The following is a 17,468-nucleotide window of genomic DNA, read 5'->3' as shown; positions in this document are numbered from 1 at the left end:
TTCAGGAGTGCAAAAGGTCACAATGTTTCTGAAGGCTCCGGCTGAAGTTGCTTCGGAATGCGCGAAGACTGCGTTTTGGGATCCTGCTCCCGCTTCGCGGCATCAGCAGGACCCCAAACCGCAGTTAAATGACCGCGGCGGCCCTCACCTCAAAAGGTGAGAGCCGCCGTCGTTGTTTGCCAGCGGTGTTGCAGGCCCGCTGCCCTGGCACGCCGGGCCAGCCAGGCCAGGGCCGGGTCAAGCCAGGCCGGGTCGGATCAGGTCAGCGCAGGACTACGGTCCGGTTTCCGTGCAGGATGACGCGGCCTTCGCAGTGCCACCTCACCGCGTTGGAGAGCGCCTTGCATTCGGTATCGCGCCCGGCCGCGACCAGGTCCTCGGGGCCGAAGGTGTGGTCCACGTCCACCAACTGCTGGGCGATGATCGGGCCCTCATCCAGCTCGCTGTTGACGTAGTGCGCGGTGGCGCCCACGGTTTTCACGCCGCGATCGTACGCCTGGTGGTACGGCTTGGCGCCCTTGAAGCTAGGCAGGAAGGAGTGGTGGATGTTGATCACGCGGCCGGCCATCCGGGTGGCCAGCGAATCACTGAGCACCTGCATGTAGCGTGCCAGGACCACCAGATCCACCTCGAAGCGGTCCACCAGTTCCAGCAGCTTCGCCTCGGCGTCCGGCTTGGTGTCCGGGGTGACGGGGATGTGGAAGAACGGGATGCCGTGCCATTCCACCAGCCGCTGGTGGTCGCGGTGGTTGGAGACCACGGCGACGATCTCCACGGGCAGCTCCCCCGTGCGTGCGCGGAAGAGCAGGTCGTTCAGGCAGTGCCCGAACTTGGAGACCATGATCATCACGCGCCGCTTGGCCCCGTGCCGGTCGAGCTCCCAGCTCATCCCGAAACGTTCTGCCACCGGCTCGAAATCCTTGCGCAGGGCCTCCTCGTCCACCGCCTCTCCGGTCGAGGAAGCCACATGCACCCGCATGAAGAAGTGGCCCAGGCGCCGGTCGTCGAACTGCTTGAGTTCGACGATGTTGCAGCCGTGTTCCAGCAGCACACCGCTGACGGCGTGCACAATGCCCGGCGCCTCCCGGCAGTCCAGGGTCAGCACCAGCTCGGACGCCGCTTCGGCGCCCGGGGCGGGCTGTTGTTCAGCACTCAATGACGTTGACGGCCAAGCCACCACGGGAGGTCTCCTTGTACTTGATCTTCATATCTTTGCCGGTCTCGCGCATCGTTTTGATGGCCTGATCCAGGGAGACCTTGTGCTCACCGTCGCCCTGCAGGCAGAGCCGCGCGGCGTTGATCGCTTTGACGCTGGCGATCGCGTTGCGCTCGATGCAGGGAATCTGCACCAGCCCGCCTACAGGATCGCAGGTCAGCCCCAGGTTGTGCTCGATGCCCACTTCGGCAGCGTTTTCAACCTGTTCAGGTGTCCCGCCCAGCACCGCGCACAGCGCGCCGGCTGCCATGGAGCAGGCCGAGCCCACTTCGCCCTGGCAACCGACTTCCGCACCGGAGATGGACGCGTTCTCCTTAAAGAGGATACCCACCGCCGCGGCCGTAAGCAGGAACTCCACCACGCCGTCGTCATCTGCACCCGGGACGAACCGGGTATAGAAGTGCAGCACGGCCGGAATGATGCCCGCCGCCCCGTTGGTCGGCGCGGTAACAATCCTGCCGCCGGAGGCATTCTCCTCATTGACCGCCAGCGCGTAGAGATTGACCCATTCCATGGCCCAGAGCGGATCCGACTGCGGGCTGCCGCTGGTGGCGGCCGCAACCTCGATCTGGCGCAGCTTGCGGCGCAGTTCAGGAGCACGACGGCGGACCTTCAGTCCCCCGGGCAACCTCTCCTCCGTGCGGGTACAGCCGTTTTCCACGCACTCCTGCATGACCGCCCAAATGTGCAGCAGCTGCGAGCGCAGGTCGGTTTCGCTGCGCCAGGTGAGCTCGTTGGCCAGCATGACCTGGGCAATGGAGAGACCCTCCGCCCGGCAGTGTGCCAGCAGCTGGGCCCCTGTAGTGAACGGGTACGGCAGGACGGTGGCGTCTTCGACGATCCGGTCCGCTCCGGCCGCATCCTCGTCGACCACGAAGCCGCCGCCCACCGAATAGTAGGTGCGTTCGCGCAGCAGGTCGCCGGCGTCGTCGTAAGCGAAGAAAGTCATGCCGTTCGGGTGCGCCGGCAAGGCCTTGCGCCGGTGCAGGATCACATCGGCGTCCCAGTCGAAGGGCACCGGATGCTCCCCGGCCAGCGCCAGCTTGCGCGCGGCGATGGCGTCGCGGACCTGCGCGTCGGCCGTGTCCGTGTCCACAGTCTCCGGGTCCTGGCCCTGCAGGCCCAGCACCACGGCCTTGTCCGAGCCGTGGCCGAAGCCGGTGGCGCCCAGCGAGCCGAACAGCTCGGCCCGGACGCGGGCAACTGCGTTCAGCTGCCCGTCCCGGACCAAGCCGTCGGTGAACCGCTTGGCCGCCCGCATCGGCCCCACCGTGTGCGATGAGGAGGGGCCGATGCCAACGGAAAACAGATCCAGTGCGCTGAGCGCCATTACGGCACCTCGGGTGAGGCGAACTCCGTCATCGCGTCCAGCAGCCAGCGTGCGGTGTAGTCCGCGAAGGAGGCGCGCGGCAGGATCCGGTAGGTCTGCGTCCCGCCTTCCTCCACAATCTGCCACAGCAGCACCGGCACCGGGCCGAGCTGGGTCGTGACCGCGGTGCCCGGGGTGAAGGCCCGCGGGTGCAGGTCCACGTGGCAGCCCTTCTCCAGCACGGCGCGTGCCGAGGGGCCGGCCAGTTCCAGCGTGGTGCGGTTCGCCGACAGATCGACGACGGCGCCCGGCTCGGCACCCAGGGCTTCGGTCAGTGCCGCGGTGGCGTTGGATCCTTCCGGGCCGACCAGCAGGAACTCGTCCGGGCCCAGCCACAACAGGGCGGTCCCGTCCACGGCGCCCGTGACCTGCCCGTGGCCCGCCGGCAGCGGGAGGCCCAGAGCGGCCTCCAGCGCCTTGGCCCCGGCCGAACCCGGCTCGGCCCGCAGGCCGACCATGTTCAGGAACGGGATCTCGCGCAGGCTCACGCCCCGTTCGCCGGACACGGCGCCTTCGCGGATTGCGTCTTCCAGATGTGCCAGCGGACTGCGGCGCAGTGCTGCAATGTCAGTCAATACCTGTTCAGCCATCACGACGGCTCCCTTCGGGATCGTAAAGTACGGGTTCTGCGATGACAACGTCCACAAGCTGCCCGCCGAGCGGGGCCTGCAGCGTCTCACCGATGCGGTTGCGGCCATTCTTGATCATGGCCAGGCCGAAGCTGCGGCCCAGCGCGGCGCTGTGGTAGCTGGAGGTCACGTGGCCCTCCATCGGCACCGGCGCTTCGGCCGGGGCGATGCGGGTGCCCTGGTTGACCAGCTGCGCGCCCTCCGGCAGGCGGAACGACTTGTCCACCGGCAGGACGCCGACCAACTGCTTGCGGTCCTCACGCACGTTGTCCGCCCGCGAGTAGGAACGCTTGCCCACAAAGTCCTTGACCTTGGAGACCACCCATTCCATCCCCGCGTCCTGCGGGGTGACGGTGCCGTCCGTGTCCTGGCCGACGATGATGAAACCCTTTTCGGCGCGGAGCACGTGCATGGTTTCGGTGCCGTACGGGGTGATGTTGAACTCCGCACCGGCCTCGGCCACGTCTTCCCAGACCTTGAGTCCGTACCAGGAGGACACGTTGATCTCGAACGCCAGCTCGCCGGAGAACGAGATCCGGCAGACGCGCGCCGGAATGCCGGACGCGAGCGTGGTTTCCTTGAACGCCATGAACGGGAACGCGTCGTTGTCCAGGTCCAGCTCGGGCGCCAGCTTGGCGATCACGGCGCGGGACTTCGGACCCACAACGGCGACGGTGGTGTACTGCTCGGTGACGGAGTTGCAGACCACATCCAGCTCCGGCCATTCGGTCTGCAGCCATTCCTCCAGCCAGTCCAGCACCTTGGCGGCGCCGCCGGTGGTGGTGGTCATGAAGTAGCGGTCCTCGTCGAGGCGCAGGGTCACGCCGTCGTCGAAAATCATGCCGTCAGGGGTGCACATCAGGCCGTAGCGGCCCAGCCCCGGCTTGAGCTTCTTGAACGCGTTGGTGTACATCCGGTTGAGGAACTCACCGGCGTCCTTGCCGCGGATCTCGATCTTGCCCAGCGTGGTGGCGTCCATGAAACCGACGCTCTCACGCACGGCGGCGCATTCGCGCAGCACGGCCGTGTCCATGTCCTCGCCCGGCAGCGGGAAGTACCAGGGGCGCTTCCACTGCCCGACATCCTCGAACAAGGCGCCGTGGGCTACGTGCCACGGGTGGATCGAGGTCAGCCGCGCCGGGTCGAAGAGCTCCCCGCGCTGGCGCCCGGCCAGTGCCGTAAAGGCCACCGGCGTGTACGGGGCGCGGTAGGCGGTGGTGCCGATGCTGCCGATGTCGGTGTTGTTCAGCGCCGCCGCGATAACGCCGATGGCGTTGATGCCGGAGGTCTTGCCCTGGTCGTTGGCGGTGCTGATCGAGGTGTAGCGCTTCACGTGCTCCACGCTGCGCATGCCGGCACCGGTGGAACGCAGCACGTCGGCCACGGTCTGGTCGCGCTGGAAGTCCACAAAGTGGGTCTTCCAGCCGGCGGCCTCACCCTCGAGTCCCGGTACCAGCCACAGCGGGCGGATCGGGGCGGAGGTCTCGGGCGCGGCGGCGGGAACCAGCGCGTTGGCGCGGAAGCCGGCCCGGGTGGCGGCCTCGGCACCGGCCTGGGCGCCTTCCTCGAGGCAGCCGGCCAGATCCAGGTTGCCGTTGAGGGCACCGGCGGTCTGCTGGTCTTTGACCTCGCGGCCGGGGACGAACGCGGCGAGCGCCTCGTCCCACTTCAGCTGGCGCTCACGCTGGCTGTGCAGGTGGACCACCGGGGTCCAGCCGCCGGAGACTGCGAGCAGATCCGTTTCGATCGTCTCGGGTTCGCCGGTCAGCTGCCCGTCGGCGTCCAGACCGCTGACGACGACGGCGCTGATCCTTCCGCCGTCGTTGTTGCCTTCGGTGTCCACCACGGCGCTGCCGGTGATCAGGCGGATGCCCGCGGCGGCCAGGGCCTCGGCTGCATCGCCGGTGACCTCGGGACGGGAGTCGACCACGGCCGCAATCCCGATGCCGGCTGCCTGCAGGTCGGTGACCAGCTTGTAGGCGGAGTCGTTGGTGGTGGCAACGACAACGTTCTGTCCGGCCGCCACTGCGTAGCGGTTCAGGTAGCTGCGCACGGCGGAGGCCAGCATGATGCCGGGACGGTCATTGTTCGCGAAAACGATCGGACGCTCGTGCGCGCCGGTGGCGAGCACCACCTGCTTGGCGCGGACATGCCAGATGCGTTCGCGGGAGACGCCGGCGCCGAGTTCGCCGGTCAAGTGGTCGGTGCGGCGCTGCACGGCGACAACGAAGTTGCTGTCGTAGCTGCCGAACGCGGTGGTCCGCGAGAGGTAGGTGACTTCCTCGGCGGCAGCCAGTTCGGCCGTGGTCCGGGCGATCCAGTCCTGCGCGGGCAGTCCGTCGATGACCTCGTCCCGGCCGGACAGCAGCGAGCCGCCGGCTTCGGGCTGCTCGTCCATCAGGATGACGCGGGCACCGCTCTTGGCAGCTTCGCGGGCGGCGGCCAGCCCGGCGGGGCCGGCGCCGACAACAAGGACGTCGGTGTGGACGTACTTGCGGTCGTACACGGCCTTGTCCGTGCGCGGGTCCAGCTGGCCCAGGCCCTGGAGCAGCTTGGCGTCCAGGCCGTCCGTCAGCTCAACGGTGGTGGCCGGCAGCATGGATTCGTCCACGTGGCCTTCGAAGCGCGCGCTGATCTTGACCAGGGCGTTCGCTTCTTCCACGCCGGCGGAAAGGATGCCGCGGGGACGGTCGAGGTAGAGCGAGTTTCCTACCGTAACCTTGCCGGCAGCGAGCATTGCCGATGCCAGGGTGTCACCGGCGAAGCCGCTGAAGGCCTCGCCGTCGAGCGTAAAGGCCAGGGGCTTGGTGCGGTCGATCCGCGCAGCGGCGCTGGCAGCGGCTGCGAGCCGCTGGGACTGGTTGGCACTGGGGGCGGTCACTTCGCTCCTCCTTCAACAGACTGGACCTTGGCGCCGGCTACGTTGCCGGCGTCGATCTGTGGTGTCTTTTCGCCGGGCTTGTACACGGCCTTGATGTCATAGCTGACGGTGTCGCGCACCGCGTTGAACCAGCGCCGGCAGCCGGTGCTGTGCACCCAGCGCTCGGCGAAGAGGCCCTTGGGATTGGCGCGGTAGAAGAGGAACTTCGACCACTCCTCGTCGCTGAGCTGGTTGGGATCTTCGGGGTAGGCCACGTGGGCCTCGCCGCCGTAGTGGTATTCGGTTTCGTCGCGCGGCCCGCACCAGGGGCATTCGATCAGAAGCATCGTGGTTTTCCTTCCTAGTGGGCTACGGCTGCGGCGCCGTGTTCGTCGATCAGGTGCCCGGTTTCGAACCGGTCCAGGGCAAACGGGGCGTTGAGCGGGTGCGGCTCGTCCATCGCGATGGTGTGGGCGAAGGTGAAACCGGCGCCCGGGGTGCCCTTGAATCCGCCGGTGCCCCAACCGCAGTTCACGTACAGCTGGTCGATGGGGGTCTTGGAGATGATCGGGGATGCGTCCATAGTGGTGTCCACGATGCCGCCCCAGGTGCGCAGCACGTGGGCACGGGCAAAGATCGGGAAAAGTTCGACGGCGGCAGCCATCTGCTCCTCGATCACGTGGAAGGCGCCGCGCTGGCCGTAGCCGTTGTAGGAGTCGATGCCGGCGCCCATGACCAGTTCGCCCTTGTGCGCCTGGGAGACGTAGACATGCACGTGGTTGGACATGACCACTGTCGGGTGCACTGGTTCGTGCAGCTCGGAGACCAGGGCCTGCAGCGGGTGGGACTGGATGGGCAGTTCGAAACCGGCCAGCTCGGCCAGCACGGAGCTGTGTCCGGCTCCGGCCAGGGCCACCTTGCCGGCGTTGATCCGGCCGCGGTTGGTTTCGACGCCGACCACGCGGTTTCCGTCCTTGATGAAACCGGTGACCTCGCAGTTCTGGATGATGTCCACGCCCATCTCGTCGCACTTGCGGGCGAAGGCCCAGGCCACGTGGTCGTGCTTGGCGATGCCGGCGCGCGGCTGGTAGGTCGCGCCCATGATCGGGTAGCGGATGTCGTCCCCGATGTTGATGATTGGGCAGAGTTCCTTGACCTGCTCCGGGGTGATCCACTCCGCGTCCACGCCGTTGAGCACGTTGGCGTTGACCCGGCGCACGCTCTCACGCACATCCTGCAGGGTGTGCGCGAGGTTCATGACGCCGCGCTGGCTGAACAGGAAGTCGTATTCCAGTTCCTCGGGCAGCTGCTCCCACAGCTTCAGCGAGTGCTCGTAGATGCCCGCGCTCTCGTCCCACAGGTAGTTGGAGCGGATGATCGTGGTGTTGCGAGCCATGTTCCCGCCGGCCAGCCAGCCGCGCTCCAGCACGGCGATGTTGGTCATGCCGAAGTTCTTGGCCAGGTAGTAGGCGGTAGCCAGGCCGTGTCCGCCGCCGCCGACGATAACGGCGTCGTACGAAGATTTGGGCTCAGGATTCCGCCACAGGAAATCCGGGTGCTCTGGCAGCAGATCAGCCATTACAGTGCTCCGTTCGAAGTATCAGCATTCAGATTCGGGTAGAGGGGGAATTTGTCGGCAAGGACGGTGACCCGGCCCTGCAGCTCCGAGGTCAGTTCCTCGGTCAGTTCATGGGTCAAAGCCGTGGCGATGATGTCGGCGACTTCCGCGAATTCGGCATCGCCGAAGCCACGGGTAGCCAGCGCCGGCGTACCGATCCGCAGGCCGGAGGAGATCATCGGCGGGCGCGGGTCGAACGGGACGGCGTTGCGGTTGACGGTGATGCCAACGCGGTGCAGCCGGTCTTCGGCCTGCTGGCCGTCCAGCTCCGAGTTGCGCAGGTCAACCAGCACCAGGTGGACGTCGGTTCCGCCGTTGACCAGGCTGATGCCGGCCGCGGCCACATCGTCCTGCAGCAGGCGGTCGGCCAGCAGCCGCGCACCCTGCAGCGTCCGCTGCTGGCGTTCCTTGAACTCCGGTGAGGCTGCCATCTTGAAGGCAACGGCCTTGCCGGCGATCACGTGCTCCAGCGGGCCGCCCTGCTGGCCGGGGAAAACGGCCGAGTTGATCTTCTTGGCCAGCTCCTGCTTCGACAGGATCACACCGCCGCGGGGGCCGCCGAGGGTCTTGTGGGTCGTAGTCGTAACGACGTCGGCGTAGGGCACCGGGTTCGGGTGCAGTCCGGCGGCCACCAGCCCGGCGAAATGCGCCATGTCGACCATGAGGTAGGCGCCGACCAGATCGGCGATGCGCCGGAACTCCGCGAAGTCCAGCTGCCGGGAGTAAGCGGACCAGCCGGCCACAATGAGCTTCGGCTTGTTCTCGACGGCGAGCCGCTCAACTTCGGCCATGTCGATCTTGTGGTCCTCTTCGGACACGCCGTAGGAAACAACGTTGTAGAGCTTGCCGGAGAAGTTGATCTTCATCCCGTGGGTCAGGTGGCCGCCATGGGCCAGGTCCAGACCGAGGATCGTGTCGCCCGGGGTCAGCAGCGCAAACATTGCGGCTGCATTGGCCTGCGCGCCGGAGTGCGGCTGCACGTTGGCGGCCTCGGCGCCGAAGAGTGCCTTGACCCGGTCAATGGCCAGCTGCTCGATCACGTCGACGTGCTCGCAGCCGCCGTAATAGCGCCGTCCCGGGTAGCCCTCGGCGTACTTGTTGGTCAGGACAGAGCCCTGGGCTTCCATCACTGCCGTCGGGGCGAAGTTCTCGGAAGCGATCATTTCCAGCGTGGACTGCTGGCGATCCAACTCCTGGCCAATGGCTGCGGCGACCTCTGGATCAGCGCTTGCCAGCGGGGCGGTCAGGGTAGACACCATTCGTTCTCTCCTTTGAAAAACAACTAATGTGTATCTGATATATCAGAACTGGTTGCAATAGTATGATGGTGATCACACACTGTCAACAGCAGTAAGATTTAGCCCAATCCGCCCAGCCAAGGAGCGAGTCCATGAGCATCATTGCTGAGTCGGCCCACAGCGCCGATCTGTCCCTCTCGCTGGCCGAGCGCGCCTACCGTGAACTCCGGGACAAACTGATCATGCTGGACATCCGCCCCGGGGAACCGATCAATGACGGGCAGCTGGCCGCCGAGATGGGTATCGGCCGCACGCCCGTCCGGGAGGCGCTCAAGCGTCTGGAAATCGACCATATGGTCACCTCCTATCCACGCAGGGGAACCTTCGCCACCATCGTTGACATCACCGCCCTGGCCGACGTTTCGGAACTGAGGCAGGCGCTGGAGCCGCTGGCGGCCCGGCGGGCCGCCCGAATGGCTGGTTCCGAAGTCAAAGAGGAACTGCATAATCTGGCCCGGGACATTGAACGCCTCGACGGTGAGAAGCCGGAGAAGCATGCGCTGATGCGCTATGACTTGAGCGTGCACCGCCTGATCTACAAAGCGGCCGGCAACACGCACCTGGAAGAAACCCTCATCCGGCTCGACAATCTCGCCACCCGGATCTGGTGCCTCGTGCTGGACCGCGTCCCCTCGATCGCCGGCCACATCACCGAACATGTCGAACTGCTGGACGCGATTGTTGCCGGTGACGCAGACAGGGCCGGCACCTTGGCGCTCGAGCACGTCACCAGTTTCGAAGAGACCATCCGGAAAGTCCTCTAGTTCCAACGGACGATCGGCATGCGCGGGTCGCACCTATCCGCTTCAGGACGAACGAAGATAGCGCCCCAACCGCGCAGCCAGATGAAGCCCGGCAAGCCTGTCGGTACCGCGCGGGTCCCCGCCGATCAGCTCGAAGATTTTCTCCAACCGGTTGTACAGCGACTGGCGCTCGAGGTGCATCGCCCGTGCTGTCTCCGCCGTATTGCAACCGGAGGCCAACCATTCATCAAACGTTTCGAGCAAGCGCGAACGTCTGGAATCGTCGTGTGCAATGAGCCCGCCGAGGAGTTCATCCACCACGTGGTGGATTGCTTCGTCACCGGTAGCTTGAGACGCCAAACGTTCTATTACGAAGGCATCGGCGTCGATAACTGAGCCAGGCCCCGTTCCCGCGGGTGCCAGATCAAAAGTCAGCCTCGTCTCCGCGAGGGACCGCGCGGCATCGGCGATCCCCGCCGAGACAGGACCGACCACCAGCACCTGGGGCTGGTCAACGACACCCGCTTTCAGCTCAGACAACATCGTTGCCCGGCGAGCACGAGACCCCTTCGCCGGAAGGGCTGCCACAGCGACCATTTCTTGCTGCTGGACATAAACAATGGCCTTCGTACGGTATTTGCGGACCAGCCTCTCGACGCCGGCCCAGCGGCAGCCGGCACCAAGTGGCCTGCCGAGAACGACCACAAACTGGTCGTCGGGATCCATACCGGCCGTTCGGCAAAGCTGCCGCAGCCGCTGGCCCTGGACTCCGCCCAAAATAGATCGCACCAACTCCTTGCCCGCGACATCCACAAGATCCGGTGCGTGCCGTCCATGCAGCGCCAGCGCCAGGATGCTCGCTGCCCGCTCGCCAACAACCTGGGCCCAGGAACTGTCGCCATCCGTTTTCGGACTGAGGCGCAAGGAAGCTGTCACCGTACCGCGCTGGGAGATATCAAATTCGAGCGGAGGGAATTCTATATCGGATTGAGTTTCTGCAGTAGCCGGTGCCATTGCCTGCTCGATGACCGCTCCTGCCCCATCCAGGACCGTCACATCGGCCGGGATCTGACTGGCCAGGAGCTGCAGGAGCTCCTTCAAACCTCCGCCGTTCGCCAGTTCGGCTGCCAACTTTTGGGACAGAACATCTGCTTGGCGCAGAAGGTCGACCGATCGGGTGACGAGGAGGCTGTTGATGGACTGGGCGATCTGCACAAAGGGGGCAACCTTCCGCAGCTCAATCAGGGGCAGCTCATGTGCCTCGGCTGTCTGGATGAGATCGGCGGGAATGGTCTTCAAGGGTCCGCCGGACTCGATGCCGAGGGCCGCAATACTGCGGGCAGCGAGGTCGCGGATATACTGCCGCCGCTGTTCCGCGGTCGCAGCCGCGAGTTCCACACCGCCAGTCAGCAGCAATTCCCCGCCGCTGAGCAGCGGAGCGATATCCATAACTTCACTCGAATGAACCCACCGCACCTGGCGTCCAGGCACAAATGCGGCGCCAGCACGGACAATGGGACCAGCCCTTCGGAACGCCTCGTGGCTGAGCACCTCTTCGAGCTCAATATTCATTGACGATCTGTCCATTTCAATCAGAGCTTATGCGACATATCGAATATAGATCATGTGACTCAGCCCACATAACATTGACCCAGTCCCAAAACTCACCGGAGGAATCCAATGATTCAGAACCAACAGGGCACCCCTTCTTCCCCCGCAGCAGGCTCTTCGTCCCACGACGATGTGGAGCAAGACCTGCAATGCATTCCCGAATCCTCCCGCACCCGAAAAGTCTCAGGCCAGTTCTGGATCTGGGCAGGCGCGAACCTCGCACCCATCAACTGGGTCCTCGGAGCACTCGGAATTAACCTTGGTCTCGGCTTCGCCGACACAATAACCGTTCTCGTCCTCGGAAACTTGATCGGCATGGTGCTGTTCGGCTTCTTCGTTCTGCTTGGACAGAAGACTGGCGCAACCGGAATGGTCCTCGCACGTGCAGCATTCGGCCGGCGCGGCAATTACATACCGGCAGCAATCCAGGCAACGCTGGGCATCGGCTGGTGCGCGGTCAACACCTGGATCATCCTCGACCTGGTCATGGCCCTGTTCGGGAGCATCGGCTGGGTCGACCCGACTCAGGAAAATTACGGCTGGAAGATCGGCGTCGCCGCACTCATCATGGGGCTGCAGGTCCTGATCGCGTTCTTCGGCTACAAGGCAATCGCCGCCTTCGAACGCTGGACCGTTCCACCCACGATCCTGGTCCTCATCGCCATGTCCGCAGTCGCCTGGTTCGGCATGGATATCGACTGGAGCTACGCCGGTCCGGCAGGAGAAATCCTCACCGGCACCGAACGTATCGCCGCCATGAGCGCCGTCATGACCGCCATCGGAATCGGCTGGGGAATCACCTGGTTCACCTACGCGGCGGACTACTCACGCTTCGTGAGCACCAAGACATCGAAGAAACGCCTGTACCTGGCTTCGGTGCTGGGCCAGTTCATCCCGGTCGTATGGCTCGGAGTACTCGGCGCCAGCCTCGCTACCAAAAGCGGAAGCATCGACCCCGGCCAGCTCATCGTGGAAAACTACGGAGCTCTGGCCATCCCCGTCCTGCTGATGGTTCTGCACGGCCCCATCGCCACAAACATCCTGAACATCTACACGTTCTCGGTGGCGGCACAGGCCCTCGATGTCCGCATCAAGCGGCGCGTGCTGAACCTGATTGTAGGAGTCTTCGCCCTGATCGCCGTCATCTTCTTCATCTACCAGACCAACTTCGCGGCCGTGCTCGACTCGTGGCTCATCGGGCTCGTTGCCTGGGTGGCATCGTGGGGAGGCATCATGCTGGTCCATTACTACGGCATCGAGCGCCGTCGGCCTCAGGATCCGGCCCGCCTCTTCGATCCCATCGGCACCCACCGTCTGCCGGTAGTGAACTGGGCCGGCGTTACCGCTCTGTTCGCGGGCATCTTCGCCACCTGGCTGTTCATGTACGGCATCCTCCCGGCCACGCAGGGACCGATCGCCGTCGCCATGGGCGGACTGGACCTGTCCTGGCTCGCCGGCGGGCTGACGAGCGCCACGGTGTACTCAATTCTCGGCCCGCGCATCCACCGCCGCTACGCCACCAGCATCTCCAGCACCTCCACGCCGGAGCCTGCCGCTGCACCCAAGGACCAGGAGCGCGGCCGCCACTTGGACGCCACCTACGGCGGCGTGTCCTGACTGCCTTCCCATCAGCAAGTCAATGAGTAATCCTTGGAAGGGCGGCCTATCGCCTGACTTTACTTGACGCTCTCCCCCGGTACGGCCGGAGCTGACACTTAGCTCCGGCCGTACCGGCATTTCCCAGTTATGACACTACAAAAACGAACCGGAGAACCATGCCTACCTTGTCACGACCCAGTTTCGAAGCCGCCGTGGAAGCTGCACGAAAGAGCATGTCGACGGGCGGCATACCCATCGGTGCCGCCCTCGAGCGAAACGGCGAGCTGAGGGCCACGGGACACAATCAGCGGTTTCAACAAGGGGACCCTACTGCCCACGGAGAAATTGATTGCATCCGCGCAGCAGGTCGCCAAAGCACCTACACCGACACCGTTCTCTACACCACACTGGCACCCTGCGCGATGTGCGCCGGAACGATCATCCAGTTCAAAATTCCGACCGTCGTCGTGGGCGAATCGAGCACTTTCCCGGGTGAACTGGATCTGCTGCGCTCACGGGGTGTTGAGGTCATCGTCCTGAATGATGAACGGTGCGCCGAGCTCATGCAGGACTTCCAGCGGGCCCAGCCGGAGCTGTGGGCGGAAGACATCGGCGAACTCGCCGAGAACCAGCCAAACCACCTCACGTAGGTTGCAGTAAAAACAACGTCGTTGCGCGCCCTTCCCGGAGAGTCCGGGAAGGGCGTTCTTTTTTGGACCAACAAGGGTTGACAGTGACACAGCACACAACTTATCGTTGACGCAACACTGTTGCATTCACTGCAACTTCCCCAATCTGGATGGTTTTCCCCAATGAAACTGAGCAAAACTCGGGCAGGCAATGGCGCCCCCGTTCCAGGAACGAAAGACACTCCCGCCGTGGCCTTTTCCAACGATGGCGATCCCTCCCTCAGCGGCCAACGTCGGCTTGAGCCGAACGTTGGCCGGGACACCCGCCGCAAAGTCATCGCCGCCAGCTTTATCGGCAACTTCGTCGAGTGGTTCGACTACGCCGTCTACGGCTACCTCGCCGTCACCATCACGGCCGTATTCTTCCCTGAGTCCGACCCGCAGACCGGACTCCTGATGACCTTCGCCCTCTTCGCCATCTCCTTCCTGGTCCGGCCTCTGGGCGGCTTTGTCTGGGGGCATATCGGAGACCGGATCGGCCGGCGAACCGCCCTGTCCTGGTCCATCCTGATCATGTCCGCGGCCACGTTCTGCATCGCGCTGATCCCCGGCTACGCGACCATCGGCATCTGGGCTCCCATCCTGCTGCTGATCATCCGGGTCGTGCAGGGCTTCTCCGCATCCGGCGAATACGCCGGTGCATCCGCCTTCCTCGTCGAGTACGCACCCCCGAACCGGCGCGGACTCTATGCCGCCGTAGTTCCTGCCAGCACCGCCACCGGGCTGCTGCTCGGTTCGCTCCTCGCGGCACTGCTGACCGGCCTGCTCGACGACAGCCAGATGCAGGACTGGGGATGGCGCCTGCCCTTCCTTCTGGCTGCCCCCATGGGCCTCATCGGCCGCTACATCCGGACCAAGCTTGAGGACACCCCGGCCTTCCGGGCGTTGGCAGAGGAAGACCACGCCGTCAAGGCACCGGTCAAGGACATGTTCCGCACTCACTGGCGCCAGCTGCTGCAGGCCGTCGGCGCGGTGCTGCTGAACGCCGTCGGCTTCTACGTCATCCTCAGCTACATGCCCACCTACCTCTCGGAAGAGCTGGGCCTGGGTGCCACCGAGTCATACGTTGCGACGACGATCGCCCTGCTGACGTACATCGGCTTCATCTTCCTCACCGGCATGCTTTCCGACCGCTTCGGCCGCAAGAAGGTCCTCATCTCCGCCTCCGTGCTGTTCATCTTGCTGACCGTCCCCGCGTTCAGCCTGCTGGGCACCGGCAATTTCCTGGTCATCGTCCTGGTCCAGATCCTGCTTGGCGCCATGCTGACGCTCAATGACGGCACCTTGCCGAGCTTCCTGGCAGAGATGTTCCCGACCCGCGTGCGCTACAGCGGCTTCGCCGTCAGTTTCAATCTCTCCAATGCCCTCTTCGGTGGAACCGCACCGATGATGGCGACGCTGCTGATCGCCGCAACCGCGAACGATCTGGCGCCGGCGTTCTACCTCGTGGCCGCCGCCGTCATTTCCCTGGTCGCGGTCGCACTGTCCCGCGAAACCAGCAACCAGCCATTGCGGCACGAATAAATGCTTCCCTCACACATGTCAAAAACAACACAACATCCTTTAGGAGATTCAATGACCATCGCAGCTGCTCCCGCCAACTCCGTCGCCGAGCTCGAGCGCCTGAAGACCCTGCACAACGGGTCCAAGCAGCAGCTCACCTTCTCGGACGCCGAGTTCGAGCGCCGCCTGTCCGGCCTGCGCCGGATCATGGCCGCGAAGGAACTCGACGCCGTCATCCTGACCAGCTACCACGGCATCAAGTACTACTCCGACTTCCTCTACACCACCTTCGGCCGCAACTACGCGCTGGTGGTCACCGCGGACAACTCGACCACCATCACCGCGAACATCGACGCCGGCATGCCCTGGCGCACCAGCTACGGCGACAACATCGTCTACACCGACTGGAAGCGCGACAACTTCTACTACGGCCTGCAGGAAGCCCTGAAGCGCGACGGCGTGAAGGCCGCCCGCATCGGCGTCGAAGACGACGCCCTGCCGCTGATGACCCGCCAGTCCATCGCCGCCGCCTTCGACGGCGCGACCCTGGTAGACGTCTCACAGGACGCCATGCGCCAGCGCATGATCAAATCCGCCGAAGAAATCGAAGTCATCAAACACGGCGCCCGCATCGGCGACCTCGGCGGCGAAGCCATCAAAGCAGCCATCCGCGAAGGCATCACCGAATACGAAGTCGCCCTCATCGGCACCGAAGCCATGGTGCACGAAATCGCCCGCACCTTCCCGCACCGCGAAGTCCGCGACACCTGGGTCTGGTTCCAGTCCGGCATCAACACCGACGGCGCCCACAACTGGGCCACCACCCGCAAACTCCAGCAAGGCGACATCCTGTCCCTGAACTGCTTCCCGATGACCTCCGGCTACTACACCGCCCTCGAACGCACCCTCTTCCTCGGCCAGCCCGACGAACGCTCCCTCGAACTCTGGAACGTCAACGTCGAAGTCCACCGCCGCGGCCTGGAACTGATCAAACCCGGCGCCGTCTGCAAGGACATCGCCGCCGAACTCAACGAAATCTACATCGGCCACGGCCTGCTCCCGAACCGCACCTTCGGCTACGGCCACTCCTTCGGCGTCCTCTCCCACTACTACGGCCGCGAAGCAGGCCTGGAACTGCGCGAAGACATCGACACCGTCCTCGAACCCGGCATGGTCGTCTCCATGGAACCCATGATCACCGTCCAAGACGGCGAACCCGGCGCCGGCGGCTACCGCGAACACGACATCCTCGTCATCGGCGAAAACGGCGACGTCGAAAACATCACCAAATTCGGCTTCGGCCCCGAAAACAACATCATCGACGCGTAAATACGGCACCTTTAAAGGCGGAATTGGAGTGAATGCGGCGCAGACGGACACCCGTCTGTGCCGCATTACGCGTTCCATGGGCCAGAATGGACACCACCATGAGTGATACAGCTGCATCCGGTTCTACTGCACCCACGAACGACGGCGGTACGTCCGATGTGCGCGGCGCTTCCGTCCTCGTCAATGCCATCGAGGTGCTTCGCTGCTTCACCGCGGAACAACCGCTGCAAGGAGTCACGGAGATTGCGGCGCAGGTGGGACTGCACAAGAGTACAGTCTCGCGCATCCTGGCCACCTTGGAACAGGAGGACCTGGTTGAACGCGACGCCGCGTCGCGGCGGTTCAAGCTGGGTCTGGGGCTGATAGCCGTCGCGGGTCCGCTGCTGGCTGATCTGGATGAGCGCCGGGCGGCCTACCCTGTGCTGCAGGAATTGACCGAGCTTACCGGCGAAACCAGTGCACTTATGGTCTGGAATGGCAGTGAGTCAGTCTGTGTTGAGCAACTGCCCAGCCGGCAGCAAGTCAAGCACACCACTCCTCTGGGCACCCGCTACAACACCGCGGTCAGTTCCTCAGTCCAGGTATTCCTGGCCGGCGAAGGGACCGAACGGGCACGGACACGGCTGACCAGCGGGCAGATTATCCTCGCCGCCCCTACGCAGGAGAACGTGGAGGAGTATCTGACACGGCTCAAGCAGGTTTCGTCGCAGGGCTATGCCATCAACTACGGGGAGACCTCGCTGGACGAAGTGGGCGTCGCCGCCCCTGTCCTCGACCACCGCGGCGATCTCGCTGCCTGTGTCATGCTGGCAGCTCCCCGCTTCAGGGTATCCACCGATCAACTGCAGGCACTGGTAGAAGCATGCACCGCAGCCGCCCGCAAGGTCACCGTCCGGCTCGGTGGAAATCCCGCTTGACTCCCTCACTATGAAAGAGGTCCCATGTTCGAACGACAAGGTGATAAAAGCCGCCTTCCTTCCGGTGGTGCCTGCAGCCTCCCTGTC

Annotated in this window: 14 protein-coding genes; 6 read left to right on the top strand and 8 right to left on the bottom strand. The window is 64.6% G+C overall.

Annotated features, from left to right (window positions below):
• Positions 1-262 precede the first annotated feature (262 nt).
• From purU to glyA, 7 genes are read right to left on the bottom strand one after another with little or no spacing between them, the layout of a single operon-like run.
• Positions 263-1,156: a formyltetrahydrofolate deformylase gene (gene purU, locus AC20117_RS10980; RefSeq protein WP_074699699.1), complete on the bottom strand. Its 894-nt coding sequence runs from the start codon at positions 1,154-1,156 to the stop codon at positions 263-265.
• Complete coding sequence (locus AC20117_RS10975; RefSeq protein WP_074699700.1) at positions 1,146-2,546, bottom strand: L-serine ammonia-lyase; 1,401 nt, start codon at positions 2,544-2,546, stop codon at positions 1,146-1,148. Before AC20117_RS10975 ends, purU begins: the two co-directional genes overlap by 11 nt.
• A complete protein-coding gene (locus AC20117_RS10970) occupies positions 2,546-3,175 on the bottom strand; it encodes a sarcosine oxidase subunit gamma (protein ID WP_074699701.1) in 630 nt (209 codons plus the stop codon). Before AC20117_RS10970 ends, AC20117_RS10975 begins: the two co-directional genes overlap by 1 nt.
• Positions 3,168-6,095 (bottom strand): sarcosine oxidase subunit alpha family protein, encoded by a 2,928-nt coding sequence (locus tag AC20117_RS10965; protein ID WP_074699702.1) that lies wholly within the window; start codon positions 6,093-6,095, stop codon positions 3,168-3,170. The genes AC20117_RS10970 and AC20117_RS10965 overlap by 8 nt, the downstream gene beginning before the upstream one ends.
• Positions 6,092-6,421 (bottom strand): sarcosine oxidase subunit delta, encoded by a 330-nt coding sequence (locus tag AC20117_RS10960; protein WP_074699703.1) that lies wholly within the window; start codon positions 6,419-6,421, stop codon positions 6,092-6,094. The genes AC20117_RS10965 and AC20117_RS10960 overlap by 4 nt, the downstream gene beginning before the upstream one ends.
• Positions 6,422-6,435: 14 nt before the next feature.
• Positions 6,436-7,653: a sarcosine oxidase subunit beta family protein gene (locus AC20117_RS10955; protein WP_074699704.1), complete on the bottom strand. Its 1,218-nt coding sequence runs from the start codon at positions 7,651-7,653 to the stop codon at positions 6,436-6,438.
• Positions 7,653-8,951 (bottom strand): serine hydroxymethyltransferase, encoded by a 1,299-nt coding sequence (gene glyA / locus AC20117_RS10950; protein ID WP_074699705.1) that lies wholly within the window; start codon positions 8,949-8,951, stop codon positions 7,653-7,655. The genes AC20117_RS10955 and glyA overlap by 1 nt, the downstream gene beginning before the upstream one ends.
• Positions 8,952-9,082: 131 nt before the next feature.
• Between glyA and AC20117_RS10945 the strand changes: the two genes are divergently transcribed.
• Positions 9,083-9,754: a GntR family transcriptional regulator gene (locus AC20117_RS10945; RefSeq protein WP_074699706.1), complete on the top strand. Its 672-nt coding sequence runs from the start codon at positions 9,083-9,085 to the stop codon at positions 9,752-9,754.
• Positions 9,755-9,796: 42 nt separating this feature from the next.
• Here AC20117_RS10945 and AC20117_RS10940 read toward each other — a convergent pair whose 3' ends face one another.
• Positions 9,797-11,305, bottom strand: coding sequence for a PucR family transcriptional regulator (locus AC20117_RS10940; RefSeq protein ID WP_074699707.1), 1,509 nt, complete (start codon positions 11,303-11,305; stop codon positions 9,797-9,799).
• Positions 11,306-11,413: 108 nt separating this feature from the next.
• On the opposite strand from AC20117_RS10940, the gene AC20117_RS10935 reads away from it, so the two are divergent.
• From AC20117_RS10935 to AC20117_RS10915, 5 genes are all read left to right on the top strand, one after another.
• Positions 11,414-12,961, top strand: a complete 1,548-nt coding sequence (locus AC20117_RS10935) for a purine-cytosine permease family protein (RefSeq protein ID WP_074699708.1) — start codon at positions 11,414-11,416, stop codon at positions 12,959-12,961.
• Positions 12,962-13,119: 158 nt separating this feature from the next.
• Complete coding sequence (locus tag AC20117_RS10930) at positions 13,120-13,593, top strand: nucleoside deaminase (protein WP_074699709.1); 474 nt, start codon at positions 13,120-13,122, stop codon at positions 13,591-13,593.
• 228 nt (positions 13,594-13,821) lie between these two features.
• A complete protein-coding gene (locus tag AC20117_RS10925; protein WP_074699710.1) occupies positions 13,822-15,156 on the top strand; it encodes an MFS transporter in 1,335 nt (444 codons plus the stop codon).
• A gap of 51 nt (positions 15,157-15,207) precedes the next feature.
• Entirely contained in the window at positions 15,208-16,464 is a 1,257-nt protein-coding gene (locus AC20117_RS10920) for an aminopeptidase P family protein (RefSeq protein WP_074699711.1), read from the top strand.
• Between the two features lie 98 nt (positions 16,465-16,562).
• A complete protein-coding gene (locus tag AC20117_RS10915) occupies positions 16,563-17,381 on the top strand; it encodes an IclR family transcriptional regulator (protein WP_236777507.1) in 819 nt (272 codons plus the stop codon).
• Positions 17,382-17,468: the final 87 nt, after the last annotated feature.

This window comes from Arthrobacter crystallopoietes, from assembly GCF_002849715.1.
In the GTDB taxonomy this organism is placed as follows: Bacteria; Actinomycetota; Actinomycetes; order Actinomycetales; family Micrococcaceae; genus Crystallibacter; species Crystallibacter crystallopoietes.
Note: the sequence above shows the minus strand (reverse complement) of the source record. Positions and strands in the feature narration are given on the sequence as shown.